The 23,700-nt window shown below is 66.4% G+C and carries 22 protein-coding genes; 6 read left to right on the top strand and 16 right to left on the bottom strand.

Annotation, left to right across the window (positions count from 1 at the left end; all coding sequences use genetic code 11):
* Nucleotides 1-190 precede the first annotated feature (190 nt).
* Nucleotides 191-883 carry an NRDE family protein gene (locus ABD770_RS07015; RefSeq protein WP_344818811.1) on the top strand — a complete coding sequence of 231 codons (693 nt, stop codon included), beginning with the start codon at nucleotides 191-193 and terminating at the stop codon, nucleotides 881-883.
* A gap of 37 nt (nucleotides 884-920) precedes the next feature.
* Here ABD770_RS07015 and ABD770_RS07010 read toward each other — a convergent pair whose 3' ends face one another.
* Nucleotides 921-2,099 carry a glycosyltransferase gene (locus tag ABD770_RS07010; RefSeq protein ID WP_344818810.1) on the bottom strand — a complete coding sequence of 393 codons (1,179 nt, stop codon included), beginning with the start codon at nucleotides 2,097-2,099 and terminating at the stop codon, nucleotides 921-923.
* A 147-nt stretch (nucleotides 2,100-2,246) separates the two neighbouring features.
* On the opposite strand from ABD770_RS07010, the gene ABD770_RS07005 reads away from it, so the two are divergent.
* The gene (locus ABD770_RS07005) at nucleotides 2,247-2,834 is read left to right on the top strand and encodes a hypothetical protein (RefSeq protein ID WP_344818809.1); all 588 of its coding nucleotides are present in this window, start codon (nucleotides 2,247-2,249) and stop codon (nucleotides 2,832-2,834) included.
* 55 nt (nucleotides 2,835-2,889) lie between these two features.
* On the top strand, nucleotides 2,890-3,597 hold the full coding sequence (locus ABD770_RS14950) for an MFS transporter (protein WP_425562744.1): 708 nt from the start codon (nucleotides 2,890-2,892) through the stop codon (nucleotides 3,595-3,597).
* Here ABD770_RS14950 and ABD770_RS07000 read toward each other — a convergent pair.
* The 8 genes from ABD770_RS07000 to ABD770_RS06965 form a co-directional block, all read right to left on the bottom strand.
* Nucleotides 3,512-5,158: a fucose isomerase gene (locus ABD770_RS07000; protein ID WP_344818808.1), complete on the bottom strand. Its 1,647-nt coding sequence runs from the start codon at nucleotides 5,156-5,158 to the stop codon at nucleotides 3,512-3,514. The genes ABD770_RS14950 and ABD770_RS07000 overlap by 86 nt on opposite strands.
* A 28-nt stretch (nucleotides 5,159-5,186) precedes the next feature.
* On the bottom strand, nucleotides 5,187-6,734 hold the full coding sequence (locus tag ABD770_RS06995; protein WP_344818807.1) for an FGGY-family carbohydrate kinase: 1,548 nt from the start codon (nucleotides 6,732-6,734) through the stop codon (nucleotides 5,187-5,189).
* A gap of 94 nt (nucleotides 6,735-6,828) precedes the next feature.
* Complete coding sequence (locus tag ABD770_RS06990) at nucleotides 6,829-7,146, bottom strand: hypothetical protein (protein WP_344818806.1); 318 nt, start codon at nucleotides 7,144-7,146, stop codon at nucleotides 6,829-6,831.
* Between the two features lie 37 nt (nucleotides 7,147-7,183).
* Nucleotides 7,184-7,861 carry an ABC transporter permease gene (locus ABD770_RS06985; RefSeq protein WP_344818805.1) on the bottom strand — a complete coding sequence of 226 codons (678 nt, stop codon included), beginning with the start codon at nucleotides 7,859-7,861 and terminating at the stop codon, nucleotides 7,184-7,186.
* Between the two features lie 116 nt (nucleotides 7,862-7,977).
* Entirely contained in the window at nucleotides 7,978-8,826 is an 849-nt protein-coding gene (locus ABD770_RS06980) for an ABC transporter ATP-binding protein (protein WP_344818804.1), read from the bottom strand.
* Complete coding sequence (locus ABD770_RS06975) at nucleotides 8,795-9,655, bottom strand: N-acyl homoserine lactonase family protein (protein ID WP_344818803.1); 861 nt, start codon at nucleotides 9,653-9,655, stop codon at nucleotides 8,795-8,797. The genes ABD770_RS06980 and ABD770_RS06975 overlap by 32 nt, the downstream gene beginning before the upstream one ends.
* Nucleotides 9,652-10,866, bottom strand: a complete 1,215-nt coding sequence (locus tag ABD770_RS06970; protein WP_344818802.1) for an ABC transporter substrate-binding protein — start codon at nucleotides 10,864-10,866, stop codon at nucleotides 9,652-9,654. Before ABD770_RS06970 ends, ABD770_RS06975 begins: the two co-directional genes overlap by 4 nt.
* A 151-nt stretch (nucleotides 10,867-11,017) precedes the next feature.
* Nucleotides 11,018-11,764 (bottom strand): glutamine amidotransferase, encoded by a 747-nt coding sequence (locus tag ABD770_RS06965; RefSeq protein ID WP_344818801.1) that lies wholly within the window; start codon nucleotides 11,762-11,764, stop codon nucleotides 11,018-11,020.
* A 201-nt stretch (nucleotides 11,765-11,965) separates the two neighbouring features.
* Here ABD770_RS06965 and ABD770_RS06960 point away from each other — a divergent pair, with 201 nt between their 5' ends.
* From ABD770_RS06960 to ABD770_RS06950, 3 genes are all read left to right on the top strand, one after another.
* A complete protein-coding gene (locus ABD770_RS06960; RefSeq protein ID WP_344818800.1) occupies nucleotides 11,966-12,961 on the top strand; it encodes a LacI family DNA-binding transcriptional regulator in 996 nt (331 codons plus the stop codon).
* 279 nt (nucleotides 12,962-13,240) lie between these two features.
* A complete protein-coding gene (gene mgtE, locus ABD770_RS06955; protein ID WP_344818799.1) occupies nucleotides 13,241-14,599 on the top strand; it encodes a magnesium transporter in 1,359 nt (452 codons plus the stop codon).
* 57 nt (nucleotides 14,600-14,656) lie between these two features.
* Nucleotides 14,657-16,261 carry a stealth family protein gene (locus tag ABD770_RS06950; protein WP_344818798.1) on the top strand — a complete coding sequence of 535 codons (1,605 nt, stop codon included), beginning with the start codon at nucleotides 14,657-14,659 and terminating at the stop codon, nucleotides 16,259-16,261.
* A gap of 18 nt (nucleotides 16,262-16,279) precedes the next feature.
* Here the strand turns inward: ABD770_RS06950 and ABD770_RS06945 are convergent, their stop codons facing one another.
* The 7 genes from ABD770_RS06945 to ABD770_RS06915 form a co-directional block, all read right to left on the bottom strand.
* Complete coding sequence (locus ABD770_RS06945) at nucleotides 16,280-16,705, bottom strand: heat shock protein transcriptional repressor HspR (RefSeq protein WP_344818797.1); 426 nt, start codon at nucleotides 16,703-16,705, stop codon at nucleotides 16,280-16,282.
* 4 nt (nucleotides 16,706-16,709) lie between these two features.
* Entirely contained in the window at nucleotides 16,710-17,687 is a 978-nt protein-coding gene (locus ABD770_RS06940; protein ID WP_344818796.1) for a DnaJ C-terminal domain-containing protein, read from the bottom strand.
* Between the two features lie 10 nt (nucleotides 17,688-17,697).
* Nucleotides 17,698-18,339 carry a nucleotide exchange factor GrpE gene (locus tag ABD770_RS06935; RefSeq protein WP_344818795.1) on the bottom strand — a complete coding sequence of 214 codons (642 nt, stop codon included), beginning with the start codon at nucleotides 18,337-18,339 and terminating at the stop codon, nucleotides 17,698-17,700.
* A gap of 2 nt (nucleotides 18,340-18,341) precedes the next feature.
* Nucleotides 18,342-20,198, bottom strand: coding sequence for a molecular chaperone DnaK (dnaK, locus tag ABD770_RS06930; RefSeq protein WP_344818794.1), 1,857 nt, complete (start codon nucleotides 20,196-20,198; stop codon nucleotides 18,342-18,344).
* 180 nt (nucleotides 20,199-20,378) lie between these two features.
* Nucleotides 20,379-21,215, bottom strand: a complete 837-nt coding sequence (locus tag ABD770_RS06925) for an NAD-dependent epimerase/dehydratase family protein (RefSeq protein ID WP_344818793.1) — start codon at nucleotides 21,213-21,215, stop codon at nucleotides 20,379-20,381.
* Entirely contained in the window at nucleotides 21,212-22,384 is a 1,173-nt protein-coding gene (locus ABD770_RS06920) for an enolase C-terminal domain-like protein (protein WP_344818792.1), read from the bottom strand. Before ABD770_RS06920 ends, ABD770_RS06925 begins: the two co-directional genes overlap by 4 nt.
* A complete protein-coding gene (locus ABD770_RS06915) occupies nucleotides 22,384-23,700 on the bottom strand; it encodes an ABC transporter substrate-binding protein (RefSeq protein WP_344818791.1) in 1,317 nt (438 codons plus the stop codon). The genes ABD770_RS06920 and ABD770_RS06915 overlap by 1 nt, the downstream gene beginning before the upstream one ends.

The raw sequence follows: 23,700 nt of genomic DNA, 5'->3' as shown, positions 1-23,700 counted from the left end.
ATTCTGCCCCAGCGCGTGCACGGCCGGGTGGCACGCGTGGCACGACTCCGCAGATGTGCGCTGTCTCGCAAGCATCCGCTGCTTTCCTGCGAAGTTGTGCGGAACTGCGGAGCTGTGCCCGACAGATGGGCGCCGGGTGGGGCCGGATGCCGCGGAGCCGGACGCTCCCGGCTGACCTAGACTCGTGGTCGTGTGCACCGTCGTGATCGATGTCGCATCCAGCGGGGCGCGGCTGCTGGCCGTGCGGGATGAGGACCCGCAGCGACCGTGGGACGATCTGGGTCCGTGGTGGCCGGATTCCCACCCGGGCGTCATCGGCATCCACGACCGGCGTGCGGGCGGCGCCTGGCTGGCCCTCGATCCGCGCACGCACCGGTTGGCCGTGCTGCTGAACCGCGCCGACGTGCTCGATCTGCCCGAGGAGTCCGTGCTCTCCCGCGGATCGCTGGCGCTGGAGTCCGTCGTGGGCCGGTCGCCCGAGAGCGGGCCGCTGCCCATGCATGGTTTCAACCTCCTCGAAGCCTCGCCCACGGGCGCTCGGGTGCTCTCATGGGACGGCACCGTCCTGCGGGAGACGCCGGTGTCGGCCGGCGTGCACATGATCGCGCACGATGACCTCGACGACCCCCGCACCGCCCGCATCCGGGCATGGCTGCCGCTGTTCGCCGGCAGCAGGCCCGACGACGACGGCTGGGCGGATCGCTGGGTGGGGCTGCTCGCCGAGAGCGCACGACTGGACCCCGACGACGATCGTGCGATCATCCGCGACAACAACGCGCACGGCTATCCGACGCAGTCGCTGCTGTACTGCACGGCGGAGGTGTCCGACGACACTGCCGAGGTCCGCTCGCACGTGCTGGCCGCGCCCGGCCGCTGGGGCTGAGCGCCGGGCGGCAGGCCCGGGCGACATCGCCTCGCGCCTATTCCGGCAGCGGCTCGTCCCGGTACAGCGCCTCGAAGGTGTCCAGCGTGCGGGTGATGTCGTGCACCGCCACGCCGTCGAGGGACGCGCGCTGCATCCGCTCGTACTCCACCGGATCGGCGGTGAGCACGCGCGTGAGCTTCTCCGCCAGGTCGTCGACGTTCCCCGGTTCGAACAGGTAGCCGTTCTCCCCGTCGTGCACGAGGTGCGGCAGCGCGACGGCGTCCGCCCCGACGACGGGCAGAGCGGATGCCATGGCCTCCATCGTCACGATCGACTGCAGCTCCGCGATCGACGCGATCGCGAAGACGGATGCGCGGGAGTAGAGCTCGCGCAGCTCGTCGTCGGTGACCCGACCGTGGAAGGTCACGCGGTCGTCGAGCCCCAGCTGGTGCGTCAGGGTCTCCAGCGCTCTGCGCTGGTCGCCGCCGCCGGCGATGTCGAAATGCGCGTCCAGCGCCGGGTCGAGCCGCGCCAGGGCGTGCAGCACCACGTCGACCTTCTTCTCGCCGGTCAGCCGACCGACGAAGAGGATGCGGTTGCGGTCGCGCGGGCCGATGACCGGCGTGTAGTTGCGTCGGTCGATGCCGCAGCTGACCGGCACGACGCCGGAGATGTCGATGGTGCGCTCGAGGAAGTCCGCGGCCTTGCGGGTCGGCGTGGTCACGGCCCTGGTCATGCCGAAGGTGCGCGCGGCGTCGTCCCAGGCGAGCTTGAGGACGATCCGGTTGATGAACGCGGGCATCGTCGTGTGGTCGAGGATGTTCTCGGCCATGACGTGGTTCGTCGCGATGATCGGGATGCCGCGCTTGTGGGCGATGCGGGTGAGCCCCCGGCCGATCACGATGTGCGACTGGATGTGCACGACATCCGGCTGCACCTCGTCCAGCACCTTACGGGCGTAGTGCTTGGAGCGCCAGGGCCAGATGAACCGCAGCCAGTCGTGCGGCAGCCAGCGCACCGCCGGCAGGCGGTGCATGATGAGCGGTTCGCCCTCGATGGTCTCGACATGGGTCCGGGACCGGCGGTACGCGGTGTTGGGCGCGACGATGTGCACCTCATGACCGCGGGCGACCAGGCCCGCGGCCAGCCGCTCGGCGAAGCGCGCCGCGCCGTTGATGTCCGGCGCGAACGTGTCGCAGCCGATGAGGATCTTCAGGGGACGTCCGGAGGTCAAGGAACGATGCTGCCAATCTGTCACTGGAGCTGCGGCGGCGTGCGACCCGCCCGCTGGGGCGGAGGTTACTCTACCCGAGGGCGCTGAGCGCATCGCGAAGACCGGCCGTTCCCAGCGCGTCCCCACAGAAGCCCGTACCGTGGTGGCATGCGCCTGACCTCCTCCGCCGATCCGGCACTGTGGATCCCCGTGACCGGTTCGCTGGGATTCGCCGGCCGGCGACACCGCAAGGCGGCGATCCGGATGCTGATGGCTCAGGCCGGTGCGGGGCTCGGGCGGGAGACGCTGCCGGGCGCCCGTTTCGGCAGCTGGCTGGCCAGTCAGGCCATCCCGCTGGCGATGCGCAGGGCCGACGGTCGGGTGCTCGCGTGGACCTGGAAGGCGGAACCGGAGCTCGTCGTGGCCATGGCCACCGTGCAGGAGCTGACCCCGCAGCTGCGCATGGCGCGGGCCATGCTGCCGATCGAGTACGACGACACCGAGAGCTTCCCGACCCCGCTCGGCGTCGGCGAGAAGCTCCTCATGCCGACGCCCCCGAACCCGGCCTCCCCGCCGTCGGCGACCTACACGTGGGACACCGGTACGCACCTCATCACTCTCACCGCCGTGTGCAGCGACCGCGAGCGCTTCGGCACGCTCGAACGCGCGCTCGACGACCTCGCCCGCAGCATCCGCATCGCCGCCGATCTCACCGGCGGCGAGTCCGGGAACGTGCTGCGGCTGCCACCCGCCTGAGGCCGGGTTCTGCTCGGGCTGATGCCGGGACTCGGGCCCCGTGTAGCTCAGCTCGGTGATCGCGGTGACGGGTCTCGGCGGTGTGCTCGGCTCCCTCCTCGGCGACTGGATCGTCCAGCGGTTCGGGGAGCGGATCGAACTCACTGAGACCACGCTCTCCTGCGCGGCGGTCCTCGCCCTGACGACCGTCGCCGTCTGGACAACAGGGTTGTCGGCCCTGAAAGCGCTGTTCGTGGCGGTCCTGCTGGTCAGCGCGCTGCTGGACGGCATGTGGGCGGTCGTACGACAGTCGATGGTCGCGGAGCTGGTGTCTAACTCCCACCGCGGACGAGCGATGACCCTCTATGGCGCGTCTCAGCGGCTGGGCCGGATGACGGGTCCGTGGCCTGTCCGCGATCACCAGTCCGGAGGCGGTCTGCCTCACACGTGCGGCGCTGGCCGTCGTCACGGTCGTCATCGGCGTCGGGCTGGCGATGACGGTGCTGCAGGCTCTCCGCACGAACCGCGACCGCTCATCCCGCTGCGGGGGGATCCGCTCGTCCATCTCGTCGACGAGCACATCGCGCTGGTGATGTCACTCGGGGCCGCCTCGACAGCGTCCACGCCGAACGGTGAGGGGTCGGCCGGCAGCGGCGTCATTCCTCAGCGGATGACCCGCCGGGTCACGTTGGCACCCATCATGCCGTGCGCTCCGGCACCGCGACGTCTCCGACGAGGTTCACCTTCACGCCCAAGCCGTCGAACATCGCGGCCTTCGCGATGAGAGCCCTATCAGCCGTCTCCGCATCAGGCGCATAGACCAGCTGCACGTGGTTGGCCTTGTGTCGCGCCATGAACTGGTCGCGGGTCTGGCCGTGCAGCACGACGTGCGCGATGGGCCACTCCGGGTTGGTGGCTTCCTTCCGGCGCTGCGATTCGACATCCGGAAGCTCCACGACCGAGCCGCGGAAGATGTCGACCTGCAGGATGCCCTCGGAGATGAACACCCGCGAGAGCACAACCTCCCCGGCCTTGGAGACGCCGTTGATCGTGGCACCACCCGCCGGGAAGAACACGTGCCCCTGGCGCCACCCCTCGGCCTTGTCCCAGCCGCCCAAGTGCGAGGCGGGGACGGAGCCGGAGATCTCGTAGGACCACACGAACCGCCCGTCGTACTCCTCGCCCCAGCGCACGTCATGCAGGGTGGTGTCCGGCTCCAGGCCCATTGCTCGCCACACCCGGTGGGTGATCAGCGCATCCACGGCCACTCCCTCATCCGCTTCATTGAAGTGCGGGAATGCGCGACCTTCGTGCAGCACACGCCTGCCGTCGCGACTGGTCACCGGAGGGCGGTCGGTGGAGTTCAGGATGCCCTCGGCCAGATCGGATGCCGGGACCAGATCCTTCAGACCCTGCTGATACTGGATGCCCACCGCGTCCAGACCGAAGTCATCGGAGATGCGCAGGGCGGCGATGTACATCTTCAGCTGCCATTGCACCTGATCGCGAGTGAGCTCTGTGGCGGCGTCCTCACCGTAGCGGAACGTCATCCCGCGGTCGATGAGCCAGTCATAGGCAGCGTCGGCCTCAGCATCCGTCACCTCGAGCATCTCGGCGTAGAGCGCCGACTGCGACAGACGCTCCTTGTAGATGCCGATGCGGTTGAGCAGCTCGTCGTCGAAGATGGCGTTGTACATCCCCATGCAGCCCTCGTCGAACACGCCAATGATGGCCTTGTCAGCCAGCAACTCGGCGGCCAGAGCCTCACCCAGTTCCTTTTCGGCGCTGGCGGGGAGAGCGGGGAGAGCGCGGACGTGCGAGGAGTCGTGCGTGATGCGTCCGGTCTGGATCCATTCCCGGATGCCTTCCTTGAACCAGTCGTCGGTGAAGTCGACCGACCAGATGGTGGCGTACTCCTTGCCCATTTTGGTCAGTCCTGCGTTCAGGCCCAGCAACCCGACCAGGCCCGGCCAGTCGGGGGCGAAGTTGGCCGTGGTCAGGATAGGACCCTGGTGGGTGCGCAGCCCCGCCAGCACGTGGTGCGAATACTGCCAGTTGGCGATAGCGACCACCAGGGGAGCGTCCACCGGGATGCTCTTGAAGACCTCCAGCCCCATGCGCTGGCTCCGAATATAACCGTGTCCGCGCTCGGGGTCGACACCAAAGGCACGGATCACGCTCCACCCGAGCTCCTCGAAGGCACGGGTGACTGCGGCCTCGGTCTCCTCCTGCACCGCCCAGCCGGCGGTGTTGGCAGACTCGCGCAGGTCGCCGGAGGTGATCAGATAGGCCGTCCTCGGTGCGGCCTGCGGCCGGACTGCCGGGGTGGGGAGGGTGTAGCTCATGTTTCTTCTTCCGTTGTGCGTGGCGGGTTCATCGCGCGCGCTGTGCGTCGGCGAGTTCGTGAATGACCGGTCTGGTGCTCTCATACAGCCGCAGATAGCGGTCGAAGAGCTCGTCGTATATGGGGCAGATATCGGGGTCGGGCTCGATCTGGTCGACCACCGGGTTCCAGTCCTCGATTCGCAGCGGAGTCGACCCGTCGGCGACTGCGGATGCGGCGAGGAAAGCCGCCCCGTAGCTTGCGCCGATCGTGGTAGCGGGCACCTCCTGGGCGAGCCCGGTGACATCTGAGACGACCTGCATCCAGAGGCGCCCCTGAGTTCCTCCGCCGACCGCTACGACCCGATGGAGGTCCGCGCCGGCTGTGCGCATGGTTTCGATATTGTGACGGGCTCCGAGGGCAGTCGCCTCCAGAGCCGCCCGGTAGAGGTCGCCGCGACCGTGGCGAAGGGTGAGTCCGGCGATCACGCCGCGAGCATCCGGATCCTGGATCGGGCTACGCTCGCCTGCGAAGTACGGGAGCATCAGCAGACCTCGTGCACCGGCACCCGACTCCGCCGCCTCCGCGAGAAGCAGGGGATAGTCGGCGTCAGTGAGCTCCTTCAGCCAGGCGGTGAGTGCACCGGAGGTCGCCATGCCTCCCGCAAGATTCCGGGTGCCGGGGAACGCACCCACCGTAGTCCACATCGATGGCGTGCGCAGTGTCTCAGTGACGGTGGCGATCAGGAACATAGTCGTCCCGTACATCAGCATCAGATCACCGGTACTGTGCGCGCCCACGCTCACCGCCTCAGCCCAGGCATCGATCGTCCCGGTGATGACCGGGGTCCCCTCGGGGATCCCTGTCAGAGCGGATGCTACAGAGGTGACCGTCCCCGCCACCTCGCCCGCCCAGGACAGTGGGGGCGGCACGATGCGATCGGCGAAGCGCGACCACCAGGGATCATGCCAGCGCTCGTTCTCCACATCATAGAACGGGGAGAGTTGACTGGCGGACTGATGGTCGAGCGCGTACTCGCCCGTGAGCCGGCGGACGAGCCAGGATGCTGGCATGAATACGCGTCTGGCAGAAGCCCAGGCCTCCGGCTCCTCATCGGCTACCCAGACCATCTTCGCACCGCCGGCCTGTGAGGTGAGCACCGATCCTCCAGTTCGGACGATCTCGTCCTCGCCCAGCTCCTCAGTGAGGCGTACGATCTGTTCGGTCGAGCGGGTGTCGACGCCATAGAGGATCGCAGGACGCACAGGCTCGTCTTCGTCATCGGCGAGCAGAACGCACGGCCCCATACCACTCACGCCGATAGCGACCGGTTCCGCACCCGGTTGCGCGCTGAGCAGCTCCCGCGCAATGGAGACGAACTCGTCCCACCAGATGCGGCCATCCATCTCAGCCCAACCGGAGCGCGGCCGATCGACCTCATGCGCACGGGTCGCCGTAGCCAAGATCGAGCCGTCTTCTGCCACGAGCACGCCCTTACTGCTCGACGTGCCGATATCCACCCCGAGGGTGCAGCGCATTCCGTCCTCCTCGCCCTGACACTCCAGCACCGACAGCTCCACGCCCACGATCTCGCGCAACCCGACGCGCAGGATCGTTCCTGCGCTCGCACAAAGTGCGGAGAACGGCCCGGTACGTCCTCGACTGCACCGGTGCCGTGCGCCACCGACGGCGTCAGTCTTCGAGAAGATCCTCCATATAGAGGACCGACCACGACACCAGCCTCTGCCGCCACTCCTTGGCCAGAACGCCCCCCTCGCCTCGGGCGTTGTCTGCTTCGAACTCGGCGAAGTCGGTCACTTCGATCAGCTCACTCAGCTGGGCGTCCAACGCCTCACCATCCATGTTGCCCACCACACGGAAGTCATCGAATCTGAGGACAGACGGCATCGCACGCATCACCGGCCTCACACGCTCAGCCGACCAACGCGCATAGTCATCCACGGATATGTCGCTCTTCAGCGTAAACAATGCGACGACGCGCTTCGTCATGATCCGCACCTTTCTGCCACTCGCAACACTGCGAACATCAACCTTGAACCGAACTCGCCCATTGAGTCGTTCGTCGCCCGGCCCATCTGATCAGCCGATCAAGCAGGAACGAAAGAAGACCGATCCCGAGCACGCCGAGGAGCATGACCTCCGTGTGCAACGTCCTGCGGGCGAGCAGTATGAGGTAACCAAGACCTTCTTGCGCACCCATGAACTCCGCGGCAATGCCGAGACCGAAAGAGGTCGCGGCCGACACCCGGACACCGCTCCAGAACGCCGGGAGTATCGCCGGCAGGTAGATGGTGCGATATATGCGCAGTTTTCCGGCACCAAGCGTTCTGGCAGCACCCACATAGGTGGGGCTGACATGAGTGAGTGCTTCGTATGTCGTCACGACCATGGTCACGAAACCACCCAGCGCGATCAGAAGGATCTTGCCCAGATCACCCAATCCGAACCAGAGGATGAAGAACGGGATCAAGGCGAGCGCAGGGACGGGCCTGAGCACCTCGACAAACGGATCCATGATCGCGGAGTACAGCTTGCTTGCATGCATCAACACCCCAATGGAAACCCCGAGTGCGATTCCCAGCAGCATGCCGAGCACCACGCGGTAGGTCGTGGCCCACATCGCGACAAGATAATTCCCGCCCAGCGTTCCCAGCGCTTCCCAGGTTCCAACGGTCGAAGGGAAGTAGAGGGGGTCGACGAACACAGAAACTATGAAGTGCCAGACAAGGAGAGTCCCTACTACGACGCTGGCACTGATAATCCAGTATCGGCTGGTGGACGCAGAGCTGCGTGTACGCCGAGTTCGGCTGTTCACTGTGCTCATACGACATCGACCTCCAGACGGCTGCGAATCTCGTACCTCAGCCGTTGAAACTCTTGAGAAGCGATGACCCCCGGATCGCGGGGCCGCGAGAACGGAACCTCGAACTCAGAGTCGACGCGAGCCGGACGGGGCGTCATCACGACGACGCGATCGGCAAGAAAAATCGCCTCCTCGATATCGTGTGTCACCAGTACGATCGTCTGTGACTTCTCGCCTTGAGCCATTTTCACAAGATCCAGCTGCATGGCTTCACGCGTCAATGCATCCAGGGATCCGAACGGTTCGTCGAGCAGCAGAATGTCGGGGTCGGTCACATAGGCACGCGCCAACTCCACACGTTTACGCATTCCGCCACTAAGCTCTTTCGGATACCGCTTCCGATGGTCGAGCAGATCCACTTTCGAAAGATAATGTGCAACCTTGTCCTCTGCCTTCTTGCGGTGTTCGCGCGACATTGAGGAAAGCGATCCCAATCCATACATGACGTTCTTCTCGACGGTCATCCATGGAAACACCGTGTCACTTTGGAATACCATTCCGCGGTCCGAGCCCGGCCCGTCAATTTCAGCGCCGCGCGCGGTGATAGTCCCTTCAGTCTGAGTCAACAGACCTGCGATCATGTGCAAAAGAGTGGATTTGCCGGAACCTGATGGGCCGACCAGTGCGAGAAACTCTCCTTCCCTCACCTGCAGGGACACATTTTCGACAGCATGCAACGGGCCACTTCTAGTCTCATACACATGGCTTACCGAGTCAATGATGATGGAACTGCCGGGCATATTGGTCTGCACACTCTCCGAATTGTTGGTGTCCTCACCCGATATATCCACGCGGATACCTTTCAAAGGTCTCATAATCATGGTTGGGAATGATGAGGTCGCTATCACTTCGGAGTCTTTGAGAACTCTGTTCCCATTCATCGAGCGACCAGTAGTTCCCCGGTGGCCAGTTCCATTCGATGTTCTTGTAGCTGTAGAAGAAGTCGCCGGCGAGGACCACCTTGCCCAGTTCCGTGTCGACAGCGACTGCCTGGCTTCCCGCGGTGTGACCACCGACCCACCATGCCTCAACGCCGTCGCAGATCGTGACGTCCCCCTCGACCGCCTCCACACGGTCGAGTACATCGATCAGATAGGGAGTGAACTCGCGCCAGTGGAACTCTGCATAGGGTGGCGGGGTGAGGCCCCACGGAAGCTCTCTGCGTTGGACGATGAACCGCGCATTCGTGTATGCCGGGGCATTCGCGAAGTGGTCAAGGTGCAAGTGCGTCAGGATGACGACATCGATCTCCTCCGGAGTGGTTCCATGCGAGGCCAAGAACTTGCGGATGTCATGTTCTGGCCTCGTCGTATAGACCTGCCCCTGGTCCCGTGTACGAAACACCTTGTTGGCATGGGCTGCGTTCTCGGGGCTGATGCCTGTGTCCACGAGGATCTTCATCGTCGGAGTGGGTATGTACCACAGGCAGATCGGCTCGAGAACTCCCGGAGCAACACTGCCATCAGGCCACGTGATCTGTTCCCTGTACCCATAGAGACGGATATCCTCGGGCGGTACATCCGGATGTACGCCCGAGTTGAGCAGGAGCACGCTGATGCTCTTCTCATCGAGCTTGATCTCGGTGGTATCCGCGAAATAGATCTTGTGCTTACCGGATCCCGTGGACGTCATCATCTACTCTCCACGAGATCCCCGCTCGCATGCTGGGCGCCCATGGACTCCCAGGCATCCGACTCGTACTTCGCCATGTACTGCGCGTGGATCCACTGGAACGGGAAGATGCGGTCGAGATCCACCGGCCCGGAGACGACGCCTCGTTCGAGATAGAACTTCTCCACGAACTCGTACCGCGGGCGCCAGTAGAACTGACTGGATTCGTCGAACACCATCGCCTCCATCTGCTCGCCGGAAGCGGGGAAGAGCTCGACCTTGTTCCACACGCTCTCCAGGTCCTCGTGCGTGTAGTTCGCTCCGGTCTCCGACGAGAGCTTGTCAATGATGATCTGGAACCCTTCCTCCGGGTTCTCCTCAATGAACTGAAGGCATCGATAGATGACCCTCTGGAAGCTCATGAAGACCTCAGGCTCTTCCGCGATGAGCTTCTCCGAGGCTGACCAGCCGCCCTGAATGGTCGCTTCACTCGAGAGGTTCTCCGCCGTGATCAACGGAACCATGCCTTCTTCGACGAGACGGGTCCGCTGCGGGAGTCCCCCGATGTAGCCGTCGCCCGCACCGCCCATGAACGCGGCGAGATTCTCATCAGGATTGCCGTCGATGAACTTCACATCATTGAAGTAGTCGAGACCACCGCTCTGAGCCGCTGCCGCGACGGTCAGTTCGAAGTCGGAGTTGGTCGTCAGGAGAATCGTCTTGTCGCGCAGCTGCGCACAGACGTCTCGCCGTGCTTCTTCCGGCGTCGCGCCGGCCGCAATGGCCTGATCGTAGGTAGTGAACGGTCCATCGGGACGGACCATTATCGCGCCGCCCTGGAACAAGAAGAAGATGTTGCTCTGCACCTGTTCCGGATACTTATCCTGGCCCCCAAGGACGAACGCGTCGTTATTGGTGCCGATCTCAACGGAACCCGAGGCAAGAGATTCGGTCACGCTCTCATAAGAGAGGTTCACGATATCGAGTTTGATCCCCTCTTCTGCCCAGTATCCCTTTTCGATCCCGATCAGCACCACATAGAAATCTTGGAATGGGGTCAGGCCGACTTTCAACGTCCTCAGTGAGCTTTCGCTGTCCCCCGAACTCGGCGCGCAGGAACTCAACAACGACGCGGAAGCCATCGCCGCTGAACCTATTCCGACCAGTTTCAGGAACTGACGACGTCCGAGAGCATGACGCCAGTATCCAACAGCTTCATTGCCTGCTTGATTCACTTCCAACTCCCACTAGTTGAGGTCTATTGACAATATGGCTTGAATTTCAAGAAATCGATTACACGGAGCGTAACCTACGCAATATCCGGTGTCAAGTGAGGCGTATCCACCTGCGCCGTACGAGCCACCGGTCGACGTCATATCGAACAGGTCAGGTATCAGCCAGCCACGCCACAGAGTTCTTCATGATCTCGGCGTACCCGTCCCATTCTGTGAAGCCTCGAGGACACCAATGCGGCGCGATGTCTGAAGTCCATACGAGAGATCTGCCCTGTCCCACGCTGCGCACGGCGAGCAGCGGATCATCCCCTGCTGAGACGATGACCTCCGAATCAGGGCGAGCGATCGTGCGGTTGTAGCCGAGCAGGGGCGGCCATTCGAGATCGCGCACCGAGTCGACGACGGCATGTGATTGCCGTACGACGCCGACCACGCCTTCGGGAACCTCGACTCGATCGTCCGCGGCGTGAATCTGCACCGGCAGCACCGCCTCCACATCGGTGCCGTGAAAGCGGGCTCTCCCGTCGATTCCCTGAAAGCTCATGTAACCGCCCGCCATCATCAACCCTCCACCGGACCGCACCCAATCGGCCAGGACGGCGAGCCGGTTCGGCACAGCCACACCGTCTACCCATGTCCTTCTGCTCAGCAGGAAGGTGTTCGCCCCGATGTCTGAGAGCACCACGACGTCGAACTGATTCAGTTCTTCGATCGTCCATGGGAACTCCTCCGCGACTTCATGCCCCGGCATGTGGGTAACGCGCATCCCCATGTCCTCCAACGCACGTTTGAAGTCACCGACGCCGGTCTCGAACGCACTGCTGGTGAAGTGGTCGAATCCCTTCGTATGAGTCGTGGTGGTAATCCACGACTCACCGGCAACAAGCACACGGATCATCTCCGTCACCCCTTGGCTCTCACTCATCCGAAGACCGAGGACAACACTGTGTCGGCTCTGCATCTTCTTTGAAATCGATTACAGTTAGGTTATGATAATCACTAATCCTCGAAGACACCAACCGTCGTGCCAGGTTGGCCTCCCAGACCGCAGGCGGACGAAGCAGTACCGCCTCACACGTGGCATACGTACCCTGATCGCGTGACGAACATAAGTGACGTAGCGGCTCTGGCGGGGGTCTCCACAGCAACGGTCTCCCGAGTGCTCAATGGCACGGCTCGAGTGAATCCTTTACTCGCCGAGCGCGTCAGATCCGCTGCGCAGCGGTTGGATTACCGCCCGAACGCGCTTGCACGCAACCTTCGCAAGCGGCGTTCGCGCGTCCTGGCTCTCATCATCTCCGACATCGAGAACCCCTTCTTCACCGCCGTGGCAAGAGGTGTGGAGGATGTTGCCCAGAGCAACGGGTTCTCCGTCTTCCTCTGCAACGCAGATGAGAATCCGGAGAAGGAGGCCCGGTACTTGGAGATCGCCGCACAGGAGCGCGTGGCAGGTGTCGTCCTCTCACCCCACAGCAGTGACACCGATGTGTCAGAACTCATTTCGGCGGCGATACCCGTCGTGACCATCGACAGGTTCCTGAGCACAGCCGTGGACTCCGTGGTGGCAGACTCACAATCCGGAGCCCGCGACGCGACCCTCCACCTGCTCGATGAAGGCTGGTCGAACCCGGCTTGCGTCACGGGCCCAGTGAACGCGATCACAGCCATCGAACGCGCCTCGGGATACCGAGCGGCTCTCAGCGAGCGAGGTCGTGAGTCCGTTACACGCATCGTGCATCGTGACTTTCGCGTGGAGGGAGGCTCCTCAGCTGCATTGGAGCTTCTCGACAGCGCCAACCCCCCGGACTCCTTCTTCTCCGCCAGCGCCAATCTGACCCTCGGCATAATCTCCGCGCTGACATCCGCCGGAGTGGTCATCGGCCGTGACGTCGGCCTCGTGTCGTTCGACGACGCTCCCTGGGCGACATTGATCGACCCCCCACTCACTGTAGTGAGCCAGCCGGCCTACGAGATCGGCAGACGCGCTGCAGTCCTCCTGATGCAGCGCGTCGTCGATCACACCGGCTCACCCGCCGATGCGGTGACTTTGGAGACCGATCTGATCGTTCGCCGAAGCTCTCGCCGCCAACGATGACCTCGGGGGTTGAACGCGGCGACGGAGCCCTCGGAGTTGACGTTGAAGCGAACAACAGTAAAAGCGCCGGCCGTGCGGGCGTGCACCCCTCGCTGAGTTAGACTGAACCAGCAACGAGCACCGGGAAGCGAGGTGGTTCATCATGTCCGGTGACAGTCATAGTCGCAGGCACCTCATCCCCACCGCTTCCGCACCGCTCGGCTGAGCAGGCGCATCCGCCCCGACGCAGGATCCGCCCCGGCGCCCGCCCACGCGGTGCCTTCCTGAGAAGGCATGCCCATGACTCCGACCCAGCTCCAGAACGTCTCCGAGGCCGCCGACGACATCCGTCGGCTCATCGCGCAGGGCGACCTGCCCGGGGCCTCCGCCGCGCTCACGCCGCTCGGCGTGCCCGAGGTCGTCGAGCTCGTCGATCGCCTGAGCATCGAGGACGCCGCGATCGTCTACCGCCTGCTGGCCAAGTCCCGGGCGCTCGAGGTGTTCGAGGCGCTGTCCCCCGGCACGCGCGGTGACCTCGTGCAGGCGCTGCGCAACGTCGAGATCGCCGCTCTGTTCGCCGAGATCGACCCGGACGACCGGGTGTGGCTGCTCGACGAGCTGCCGGCATCCGTCGCTCCGCAGCTGCTGCGCGGACTGACCCGGCAGGAGCGCGACCTCACCTCGGGGATGCTCGGGTACCCGCAGGACTCCATCGGACGACGGATGAGCCCGGAGTTCGTCACCACCCACCCGCGGCTGACCGTGGCGGAGACCATGACGCGCATCCGCGGCGCCCTCGCGCACGCGGAGACGATCTACACCCTGCCCGTCACCGACGGAGGCCGGCGGGTGGTCGGCGTCATCAGCCTGCGCGATCTGCTGGCGGCATCCGACGACGATCTCGTCGCCGACCTGATGAGCCAGGCGCACCTCGCGGAGGTGACCGAGGACGCCGAGGCCGCCGCCCGCCGCGCCACCGACTACGGCCTGCTGGCGCTGCCGATCGTCGACCGCGAGCAGCGGCTGGTCGGCATCCTCACGATCGACGACGCCGCTCGCATCCTCAAGCAGGCCGAGAGCGAGGACGCGGCGCGACAGGGCGGGGTGGAGCCGCTGCGCCGCTCGTACCTGTCCACCCCGATCCGCCGGCTCGTGCGCTCCCGTGTGGTGTGGCTGCTCGTTCTCGCCGTCGGAGCGACGCTGACCGTCCAGGTGCTGGACGCCTTCCAGACGACACTCGCGCAGCTGACCGTGCTGGCCCTGTTCGTGCCGCTGCTGATCGGCACGGGCGGGAACACCGGCAACCAGGCCGCGACCACGGTCACCCGCTCGCTGGCCCTCGGAGAGGTGACACCGCGGGACCTGTTCCGGGTGCTGGCGCGAGAGGTGCGCGTCGGGTTCTTCCTGGGTCTGCTGCTGGGCGCGCTCGGCTTCGTGCTGGCGGGCCTGGTCTACCAATGGCACATCGGGGCGGTCATCGGCCTCACCCTCGTGGCCGTGTGCACGGTCGCGGCCTCCATCGGCGGCATCATGCCGCTGGCGGCCCGCGCCATCCGCGTCGACCCGGCCGTGTTCTCCAACCCGTTCATCACGACCTTCGTCGACGCGACAGGATTGATCATCTACTTCCTCATCGCGAAGGCCGTGCTGGGGATCTGAGCCGACCATCACGGCGCGGAAGAACCCGGCGACATCGACACGGGAGAGAGGAAGGACATGGCGACACGCCCCGCGGAGCCCGAGCAGCGCCGCCACGACTCCCCGGTCCGGCAGGGCCTCGTGCCGGATGCCGAGCTGCCGCACCTCGTGCACGACGACATCACCCCCCTGGGCGCCCTGTTGGGCGACCTGCTGTCCGTCGCCGCGGCCCTGGAGGCCGGCGGCGTGCCGGTGCTGCTGATCCGTCACGACCGCTCCACCCCAGCGCTCGTGGTGGATGCCGACCGACGGGCGGATGCCCTCCTGGCGTTGCGTGAGCGCCTGCCCGACGGACCGTTCCACATCAAGATCAAGGGCGCCCCCGCGGTCCCGATCGACCGCGTGAGGCTGCCGGGGAGCGCGCCGCTGGCGCTGCGGGTCTTCCGCCCTCGGGTCACCTCGCGCGGGAACCTGCGATATGGTGCGCACTGGGCGGCGCGCGTGGAGTTCTGGCGCTTCGGCGTCGACGTCATCGAAGCCCCCAGGGAGAATCTGCTCACCCGGCGGCAGACGCCCGCCTCGGATGTGGCGTTCGACGAGGTGGAGCAGTACGGACGCCGCTGGCGCACCCTCGCGGGCATGTTCGATCCACATCCCGACGAGTTCCACGGCGATGTCGACATCGTCTTCTCCTGGGTGGACGGCTCCTCCCCCGCGTTCCAGCGGCAGCGGGCCGCGCGGCTGGCGCGGAATGCGGTCGGCACGGGCGACGGAGGTCCGCACCGGTACCGGCATGTCGACGAGCTGCGCTACGCCCTGCGCAGCGTGCACATGCATGCGCCGTGGATCCGACGCATCTTCATCGCCACCGACTCCCCCGCGCCGACCTGGCTGGCCGAGCATCCGAAGGTCACGATCGTCCGCAGCGAGGAGTTCTTCGCCGACCCCGCCGTGCTGCCCACCCACAACTCCCACGCCATCGAGGCGCAGCTGCACCGCATCCCGGGGCTGTCGGAGCACTTCCTCTACTCCAACGACGACATGTTCTTCGGCCGCCCCGTCGAGCCGGAGATGTTCTTCACGCCCGCCGGGCACACGCTGTTCGTCTCGAGCCCGGTGCGCATCGGACCGGGCGAGCCCGCCGCGCACCGCAGCGGGCACGACAACGCGCTGCGCGTCAACCGCGCGCTGCTGCGCGAGCGCTTCGGCCGCACGATCCTGCGCGACCTGTCGCACTGCGCGACTCCGTTGCGTCGCAGCGTGCTGTTCGAGCTGGAGCGCGAGTTCCCCGCGGAGTTCGCGCGCACCGCCGCCGCGCGCTTCCGCTCGATGACCGACATCTCGGTGACCAACAGCCTGTACCACCACTACGCGCAGCTGACCGGCCGGGCGTCTCCCACCACCCGGCCGCGCATCGCGTACGTGCAGACGACCGCGGCGGGGGCTCTGCAGCGCATGGACGAGCTCGCCGAGCGTCGGAACGTGGACCTGTTCTGCCTCAACGACGGCCCGGAGACCGACATCCCCGAACAGCTGCGCAGACGCGCGGTGCAGGACGTCCTGGAGCGGATGTTCCCCATCCGCGCGCCGTGGGAGCGACCGGGTGGGCCGGTGGACGAAGCGCTCACGAGCGACGGAACAGGGGCCGACGGCCCCGTGTCGGTCGAGGTCGAGTCGGGCTGAGATGTCGGGGCCGCGCGGCTACTCCGCCTCGTCGCGCGCGCCCGGCCGCCACAGGACGACCTCGGTGGAGCGCCGGATGCGGCGACCGGCGCCGACGGAGAACACCTGCCCCGAGGCGCCCGCCGCGAACACACGCACGCCGGGGCGGTTCTCCCGCTCCGTGCGCAGCTCGTTCTCCAGCTCGACGACACGTCGGCGCAGCATCCGCACCTCGTCCTCCATGTCCAGCAGCCGAGCGATGGCGGGCAGGCTCACTCCCTCGCTGCTCAGCTGCGCGACCTCCCGGAGCTGCTCGATGTCGCGCATCGAGTAGCGCCGCGAGCCCCCGCGTGTACGCCCGGGCACCACCAGCCCGATGCGGTCGTACTGCCGCAGCGTCTGCGGGTGAAGACCGGACAGCTCCGCCGCGACGGCGATCGCGAAGAGGGGGGACTCGGCATCCATGGGACTAATCCTGCGCCTTGGCCATCATCTCGGCGCGCGGGTTCTCCGCAGGACCCACCGCCTGGAACGCCAGCAGCGCCTCGCGGGCGGCGGCGTCGAGATGCGAGGGGACGGCCACCTGCAGCTCGGCCAGCAGATCGCCGGTGCCCTTCTTCGCGGATGCGATGCCGCGGCCCTTCACCCGGAGCACGCGTCCCGACGGCGTGCCGGGAGCGACACGCAGCTTCACCGGGTCGCCGCCGAGGGTGGGCACCTCGATGGTCGCGCCCAGCGCCGCCTCGGCGAAGGTCACCGGCACGGTCAACCGCAGGTTCAGCCCGTCACGGGTGAACACCGGGTGCGGCCGGACGGTGACCTGCACGACGATGTCCCCCGGCTCGCCGCCGTCCGGCGACGGGCGACCGCGACCGCGCAGGCGGATCTTCTGCCCGTCCGCGACGCCCGCGGGCACCTTGATCTTGAACGGCTTCCCGTCGCCGGCCTGCAGGGTGATCGTCTCGCCCTGCGCGGCGGTGGCGAAGTCCAGGGTCGTGCGGGCGGTGACGTCCGCGCCCTTCTGCGGGCCGCCGAAGCCGCGGAACCCCCCGGTCGACTGGCCGAACCGGCCGCTGCCGAAGGAGCCGCCACCCTGGTTGAACATGGCGAAGATGTCGTCGAAATCGGCCCGGCCGCCGCCCTGGCCGAATCGGCTGAACACGTCCTCGAACCCGCCCGCACCACCGCCGGGCGCGGTGAAGCGCGCCCCCGACCCCATCGCGCGGATCTCGTCGTACTCACGGCGCTGCTCGGCGTCGCTGAGCACGGCGTACGCCTCGCTGATCTCCTTGAACCTCGCCTCCGCCTTGGCATCGCCCGGGTTGGAGTCCGGGTGATACTTGCGGGCGAGCTTGCGGTACGTCTTCTTCAGCTCCGCGTCGGAGACGTCCTTGGAGACGCCGAGCGTCTTGTAGAAGTCCTTGTCGAACCAATCCTGGCTTGCCATCCACCACCGCCTATTCGGCCGGAACCGCGACGACGACCTTCGCCGGACGCAGTTCGACATCGCCCAACCGGTAGCCGACCTCGACGACCTCGACGATCGTCGACGTGGTCGCCCCGGGGGTGGGCTGCTGGAAGATCGCCTCGTGCTGCTGCGGGTCGAACTCCTCGCCCGCCGCTCCATAGGCCACCACTCCCAGCCGCTCGACGACGCCGCGGATCTTCTCGGCGATGACCGCGAAGGCGGAGCCCTCGACGAGGTCACCGTGCTGCTGGGCGCGGTCGAGGTCGTCCAGCACGGGCAGCATGCCCTTGGCCGCCTCGCCCTTGGCGCGGGCGATCTCGATGTGCCGCTGCTCCTCGGTGCGCCGGCGGTAGTTCGCATACTCGGCGGTCAGCCGCTTGAGGTCGTTGAGCAGCGCGTGCTCGGCATCCACCACACCGGCGTCCGAGCCGTCCTCGCTGGCCGCCTCGTCGATCTGCTCGGTGCCCAGGATGTCGTCGACGGTGAAGTCGTCGTCCGACCCCTCGGCCGCGGCCGCCTCGGCGGAGTCCTGCGGAACATCCGGGTTCTGCGACTCGGGGCCGGATGCCTGCGCATCCGACCCCTCGCCCGGAACCTCGGCGCTGTTGTCGTCGAAGTTCTTGTCCGTCATCGTTACTTGCTCTCGTCCTCGTCGTCCACGACCTCGGCGTCCACCACGTCCTCGTCGGACGCGGTGTCTCCGGAGGCGCCGTCCCCGGCAGCGCCGGATGCGGCGTCCGCCTGAGACTGAGCGTAGATGGCCTCGCCCAGCTTGCCCTGAGATTCGCTCAGCTTCTCGAACGCGGTCTTGACCGCGTCGTCGTCCTCGCCGGCCAGCGCCGTCTTGAGGGCGTCGACGTCGGCCTGCACCTCGGTCTTGACGTCCTCGGGCAGCTTGTCCTCGTTCTCCTTGATGAGCTTCTCGATCGAGTACGCCAGGGACTCCGCCTGGTTGCGCTGCTCGAGCGCCTCGGCGCGCTTCTTGTCCTCGGCGGCGTTCTCCTCGGCCTCGCGCACCATCCGCTCGATGTCCTCCTTCGACAGCGACGAGCCGCCGGTGATGGTCATCGACTGCTCCTTGCCGGTGCCCTTGTCCTTCGCGGACACGTGCACGATGCCGTTGGCGTCGATGTCGAAGGTGACCTCGATCTGCGGGATGCCGCGGGGGGCCGGGGCGATGCCGGTCAGCTCGAAGGTGCCCAGCGGCTTGTTGTCGCGGGTGAACTCGCGCTCGCCCTGGAAGACCTGGATGGCCACCGACGGCTGGTTGTCGTCGGCGGTCGTGAAGGTCTCGCTGCGCTTGGTCGGGATGGCCGTGTTCCGGTCGATGAGCTTGGTCATCCTCCCGCCCTTGGTCTCGATGCCCAGGCTCAGCGGCGTGACGTCGATGAGCAGGACGTCCTTGCGCTCGCCCTTCAGCACACCGGCCTGCAGGGCGGCGCCGACGGCGACGACCTCATCCGGGTTCACACCCTTGTTGGCGTCCTTGCCGGTCTCGCGCTTGACGAGGTCGGCGACGGCGGGCATGCGGGTGGAGCCGCCGACCAGCACGATGTGGTCGATGTCGCCGACCTTGACGCCGGCCTCGCGGACGACATCGGCGAACGGCTTCTTGGTGCGGTCGAGCAGGTCCTTGGTGAGGTCCTCGAACTTCGCCCGGGTGAGAGTCTCGGACAGGGACACCGGGCCGGACTCGGTCAGCGACAGGTACGGCAGGTTGATGGAGGTGCTCGTCGAGGACGACAGTTCCTTCTTCGCCTGCTCGGCGGCCTCCTTCAGACGCTGCAGGGCGATCTTGTCGCCGGAGACGTCCACGCCGCTGGTCTCCTTGAACTGCTTGATGAGGTGGTCCACGACGCGCTGGTCCCAGTCGTCGCCGCCGAGGCGGTTGTCACCGGCGGTGGCGCGCACCTGGATGGTGGAGAAGTCGTCATCCTTGCCCACCTCGAGCAGGGACACGTCGAAGGTTCCGCCGCCGAGGTCGAACACGAGGATGAGCTCGTCCTCCTTGCCCTTGTCCAGGCCGTAGGCCAGGGCCGCGGCGGTGGGCTCGTTGATGATGCGCAGCACGTTCAGGCCCGCGATCTCGCCGGCCTCCTTCGTGGCCTGGCGCTCCGCGTCGTTGAAGTACGCGGGGACGGTGATGACGGCATCCGTCACCGTGTCGCCGAGGTACGACTCGGCGTCGCGCTTGAGCTTCTGCAGGATGCGCGCGGAGATCTCCTGCGGCGTCCACTTCTTGCCGTCGAGATCGAAGGACCAGTCGGTGCCCATGTGGCGTTTGACCGACGAGATGGTGCGGTCGACGTTGGTGACGGCCTGGCGCTTGGCGGTCTCGCCGACGAGCACCTCGCCGTCCTTGGTGAACGCGACCACCGACGGGGTGGTGCGGAAGCCCTCGGCGTTGGCGATGACCTTGGGCTCGCCGCCCTCGAGGACGCTGACGACGGAGTTGGTGGTTCCGAGGTCGATGCCGACAGCACGTGCCATGTGATTCTCCTTGGTGATGAAGCGGATGAAGCGGATGAAGTCTTCACAGGCGAATCAGTAAACCTGAGTCGCGATGACTCAAGTGTAAACACGGGAACGACCGCTGTCAAGAAAGTTGATATGGGTTGACTCAACTTTTAGTCGAGCGCGGTCCGGTGGTCGCGAGCGAACGTCCGCACCTCAGCGCACGCCCATGGGCTCCCCCAGAGGAACGGACACGAAGTGCGCCCCCAGCGGCGACGTCGGATCCACCGTCGTGTGCTCGGGGAACCGCCCCGCGAAGATCTCGGAGTCGTCCTGCGGCTCGAAACCGATCCTCCGGCCGCCCTCGCGTGAGCACCAGCTGCGCCGGTTGGCGGAGACCCCCCAGACGATCTGGAACGGCGCGATGTCGTTCTCGAGAGCGGCATCCACGAGCGCCACCGCATCCCGCGGCGAGAGCCAGACGGGCAGGCGCGGACCCGTCAGGGGCTCCGGGAAGCAGTGCCCGATGCGAACGGCGACACCGCGCATGGCCCCCCGCTCGCAGTACAGCCGCACCAGTTCCTCCCCGGCCGCCTTGCTCCAGCCGTAGTACGTGTCCGGGCGCGCCGGGGCGTCGTCGACGAGCGCGCCGGAGGCGTCGGCGAGGTCGCCCACGGCATCCCGTGGGGCATAGAAGCCCACCGCGTGGTTGCTCGAGGCGAACACGAAACGCCCGACGCCGTTGCGGACGGCCGCCTCGAGCACGGTGCGCGTGCCGGTGATGTTCACCTCGAGAATCGACTCCCAGGTGTTCTCGACGCTCAGCGCACCCAGGTGCACCACGTCGGTCGCGCCGTCCATCGCGCGCCCGACCGCCTCCGCATCGGTGACGCTCCCGACGATCTGCGAGACGTCAGCGCGATCGAGGAGATGCTCGGGAAGCCGAACCGGATCGAGCACGCGATAGCTCCAGCCAGCACGGGGCTCCCGGTCGAGCAGGATGCGCCCGACCGCTCCTGAACCGCCGGTGACCATCACGATCCGCGCGCTCACAGCGTCACCTCGAAGCGCTCGACGGTGTGTGAGGCGATGTACTCGAGATCCAGCTCCACTCCGAGCCCCGGTGCCTCCGGGAGGGGCACGAAGCCGTCGGCGTCGAGCGGATCCACCTGCCCCGCGAGGTGCGGAGGAAGCCAGTCGTAGTCGGAATGCGGATGGAGTAGTCCCCGCTCGTACCACTTGGACGTGTGCGTCGCGCCGACCAGTGCGAGGCTCGGGGCGCCGTTGCCGTGGATCTCGCACGTCATCCCGAGGCTCTCCGCCAGGTGCAGCGACTTGATCGCCGATGTGATCCCTCCGGCGTTCTGCGGGCCGGCGCGGAGGATGTCGACGGCGCCGGCGAGCGCCCAGTCACCGCGTGCCAGGTTCCGGCCGGAGGTCGTCTCCGGCCCGATGACCGGGATCTCCAACTGATCGCTCAACCAGCGGTAGGCGTTGACCGACACCTCCTCCATCGGCTCCTCGAACCACAGGAATCCAAGCTCCTGGATGCCCCGTCCTATGGCGAGGGCGTCCTGGCGGTCGTACCAGTGGTAGCCGTCGAGCATGAGTCCGATATCGGGCCCGACGGCGTCTCGCACGGCCGCGCAGGCAGCGAGGTCCTGCTTCACACTGGGTGCGAACTCCAGCGGGGGGAACCAGGTGTGCAGCTTGATCGCACGATAGCCCTGCTCGACCAACTGCACGGCGAAGGCCGCATAGTCCTCGGGCGTCGCAAGCCCTCCCGGGATGTCATCGCCACACATGGTGCTCGCGTACGCGGGAACACGATCCCGCGCACCGCCGAGCAGCCGCCACACCGGCTCACCGGTACGGCGGCCGATGAGATCCCACAGCATCTCATCGACCACGGCGAGTCGGCGCTCGGCGATGTCGACCGGATTCCCGCGCTGCGCGATGGTCAGCTGCCGCTGCAGCGCTTCGACGCCGAGGACCGGCTTGCCCACGAGGGGCCGCAGCAGCGGCCCCTCGATCGCATCCCGGCGCGCATTGCGCACCGGCGTGAGCACGTGCCCCTCGGCGCCGTCGGAGTCGCGTACCGTGAGGAGCGCCTCCGACGCCGCGGCGAGCGGTCCCGGATGACGATGCCCGTTCGAGTCGCGGGACGATCGGGTCTCCGTCTCGAAGACCCGCACTTCGAAGGAGGCGATCGTCGCTGTCATCACTTGTCTCCCAGATACGCCTGCTGAGCCTCCGTCATCCTGTCGGCCCAGGAGTGCAGGAAGTCCGCCGGGTCGAGCTCGCCCAGGAGGACGCGCTGCAGCTCGGGCTCCATTTCATTGCGCATGATCGTGCCGTAGTCGGGCAGGTACGTGGGCGCGGACATCAGCGTGACGTCTCCGTTCATCCATTCGCTCGCCGCGCTCACCGACTGCAGGTCGGACACCCAGGCCTCGCTGCGGGACTCGATGTTGGACGGGATCTGTCCGATCGTCTCGTTCAGCGCGCCGTTGCTCGACTCGCTCAACATGAACTCCAGGAACTCCCAGGTCTCGTCCGGGTGCTCCGTCTCCTTGAAGATCGCGAAGGACGGGATCGGGTCGGTGATGACCACGCGCTTGCCGTCCGCCGATTCCGGGAGGGGGATGCCGGCGAAGTTCTCGCCGAGCGTCGCGGCGTGCTCGCCGTAGGAGCCGAGGTTGTGCTGCAGCGAGGCGGCGGCGCCGCTGTCGAACGCGGCGACCATGTCGGGGTAGCCGTAGCCGAGGTCGGCCTCGCTGGTCGCGTTCTTGTACAGTCCGACGTACTGGGTGAACGCCTCGAGGTTGGCCGGATCGTCGATGGTCGACACTCCGTCGTCATCGAAGAGGGTCTCCACACCGGACTGCGCGTACATGGCCTGCAGGAACTGGAACACACCGCCCGCACCGCCGCGCATCGCGAAGCCGTACTGGCCGTCCTTCGGACTGGTCAGCTTCTCCGCGCCGGCGTAGAAGTCATCCCACGTCGCAGGTCCGTCCGGGTATCCGGCTTCGGCCCAGAGGTCGGTGCGGTACCACATGATGCCGTATGTGAGCGTGTACGGCAGGGCGTAGAGGCCTCCGTCGCGGGAGTCGTTGCGCATGACGTCGACGAGGCCGGGCTCCAGCTCATCCGCGAGCGGCGAGTCGGCGAACCTGTCGTCGAGGTTCAGCAGCGCATCCTGACCGGTGAAGGGTGCGACGAACGTGCCACTCAGTGAGGCGATGTCCGGGGCATCACTCGACGCGAGACTGGTCTGGATCTTCTCGAACGCGGAGTCCGAGGGAAGCGTCAGGAAGTCGACGGTGATCCCCTCGTGGGTCTTCTCGAACTCCTCGATCAGCGCCTCATACGTCTCCGCGCGCGTGGGGTTTCCGCTGTGGTCCCAGAAGGTGATCGTGACGCCGCCCTCGCCGCCGTCTCCCCCTCCGTCCGGTCCGGAGCAGCCGACGAGGCCGGCGGCGAGCGCAGTCGCCATCGACACTGCGACGAGACGCTTCGTCATTCGTGATTGCAT

This window comes from Microbacterium soli, assembly GCF_039539005.1.
In the GTDB taxonomy this organism is placed as follows: Bacteria; Actinomycetota; Actinomycetes; order Actinomycetales; family Microbacteriaceae; genus Microbacterium; species Microbacterium soli.
This window is presented reverse-complemented; position numbering and strand designations above follow the sequence as displayed.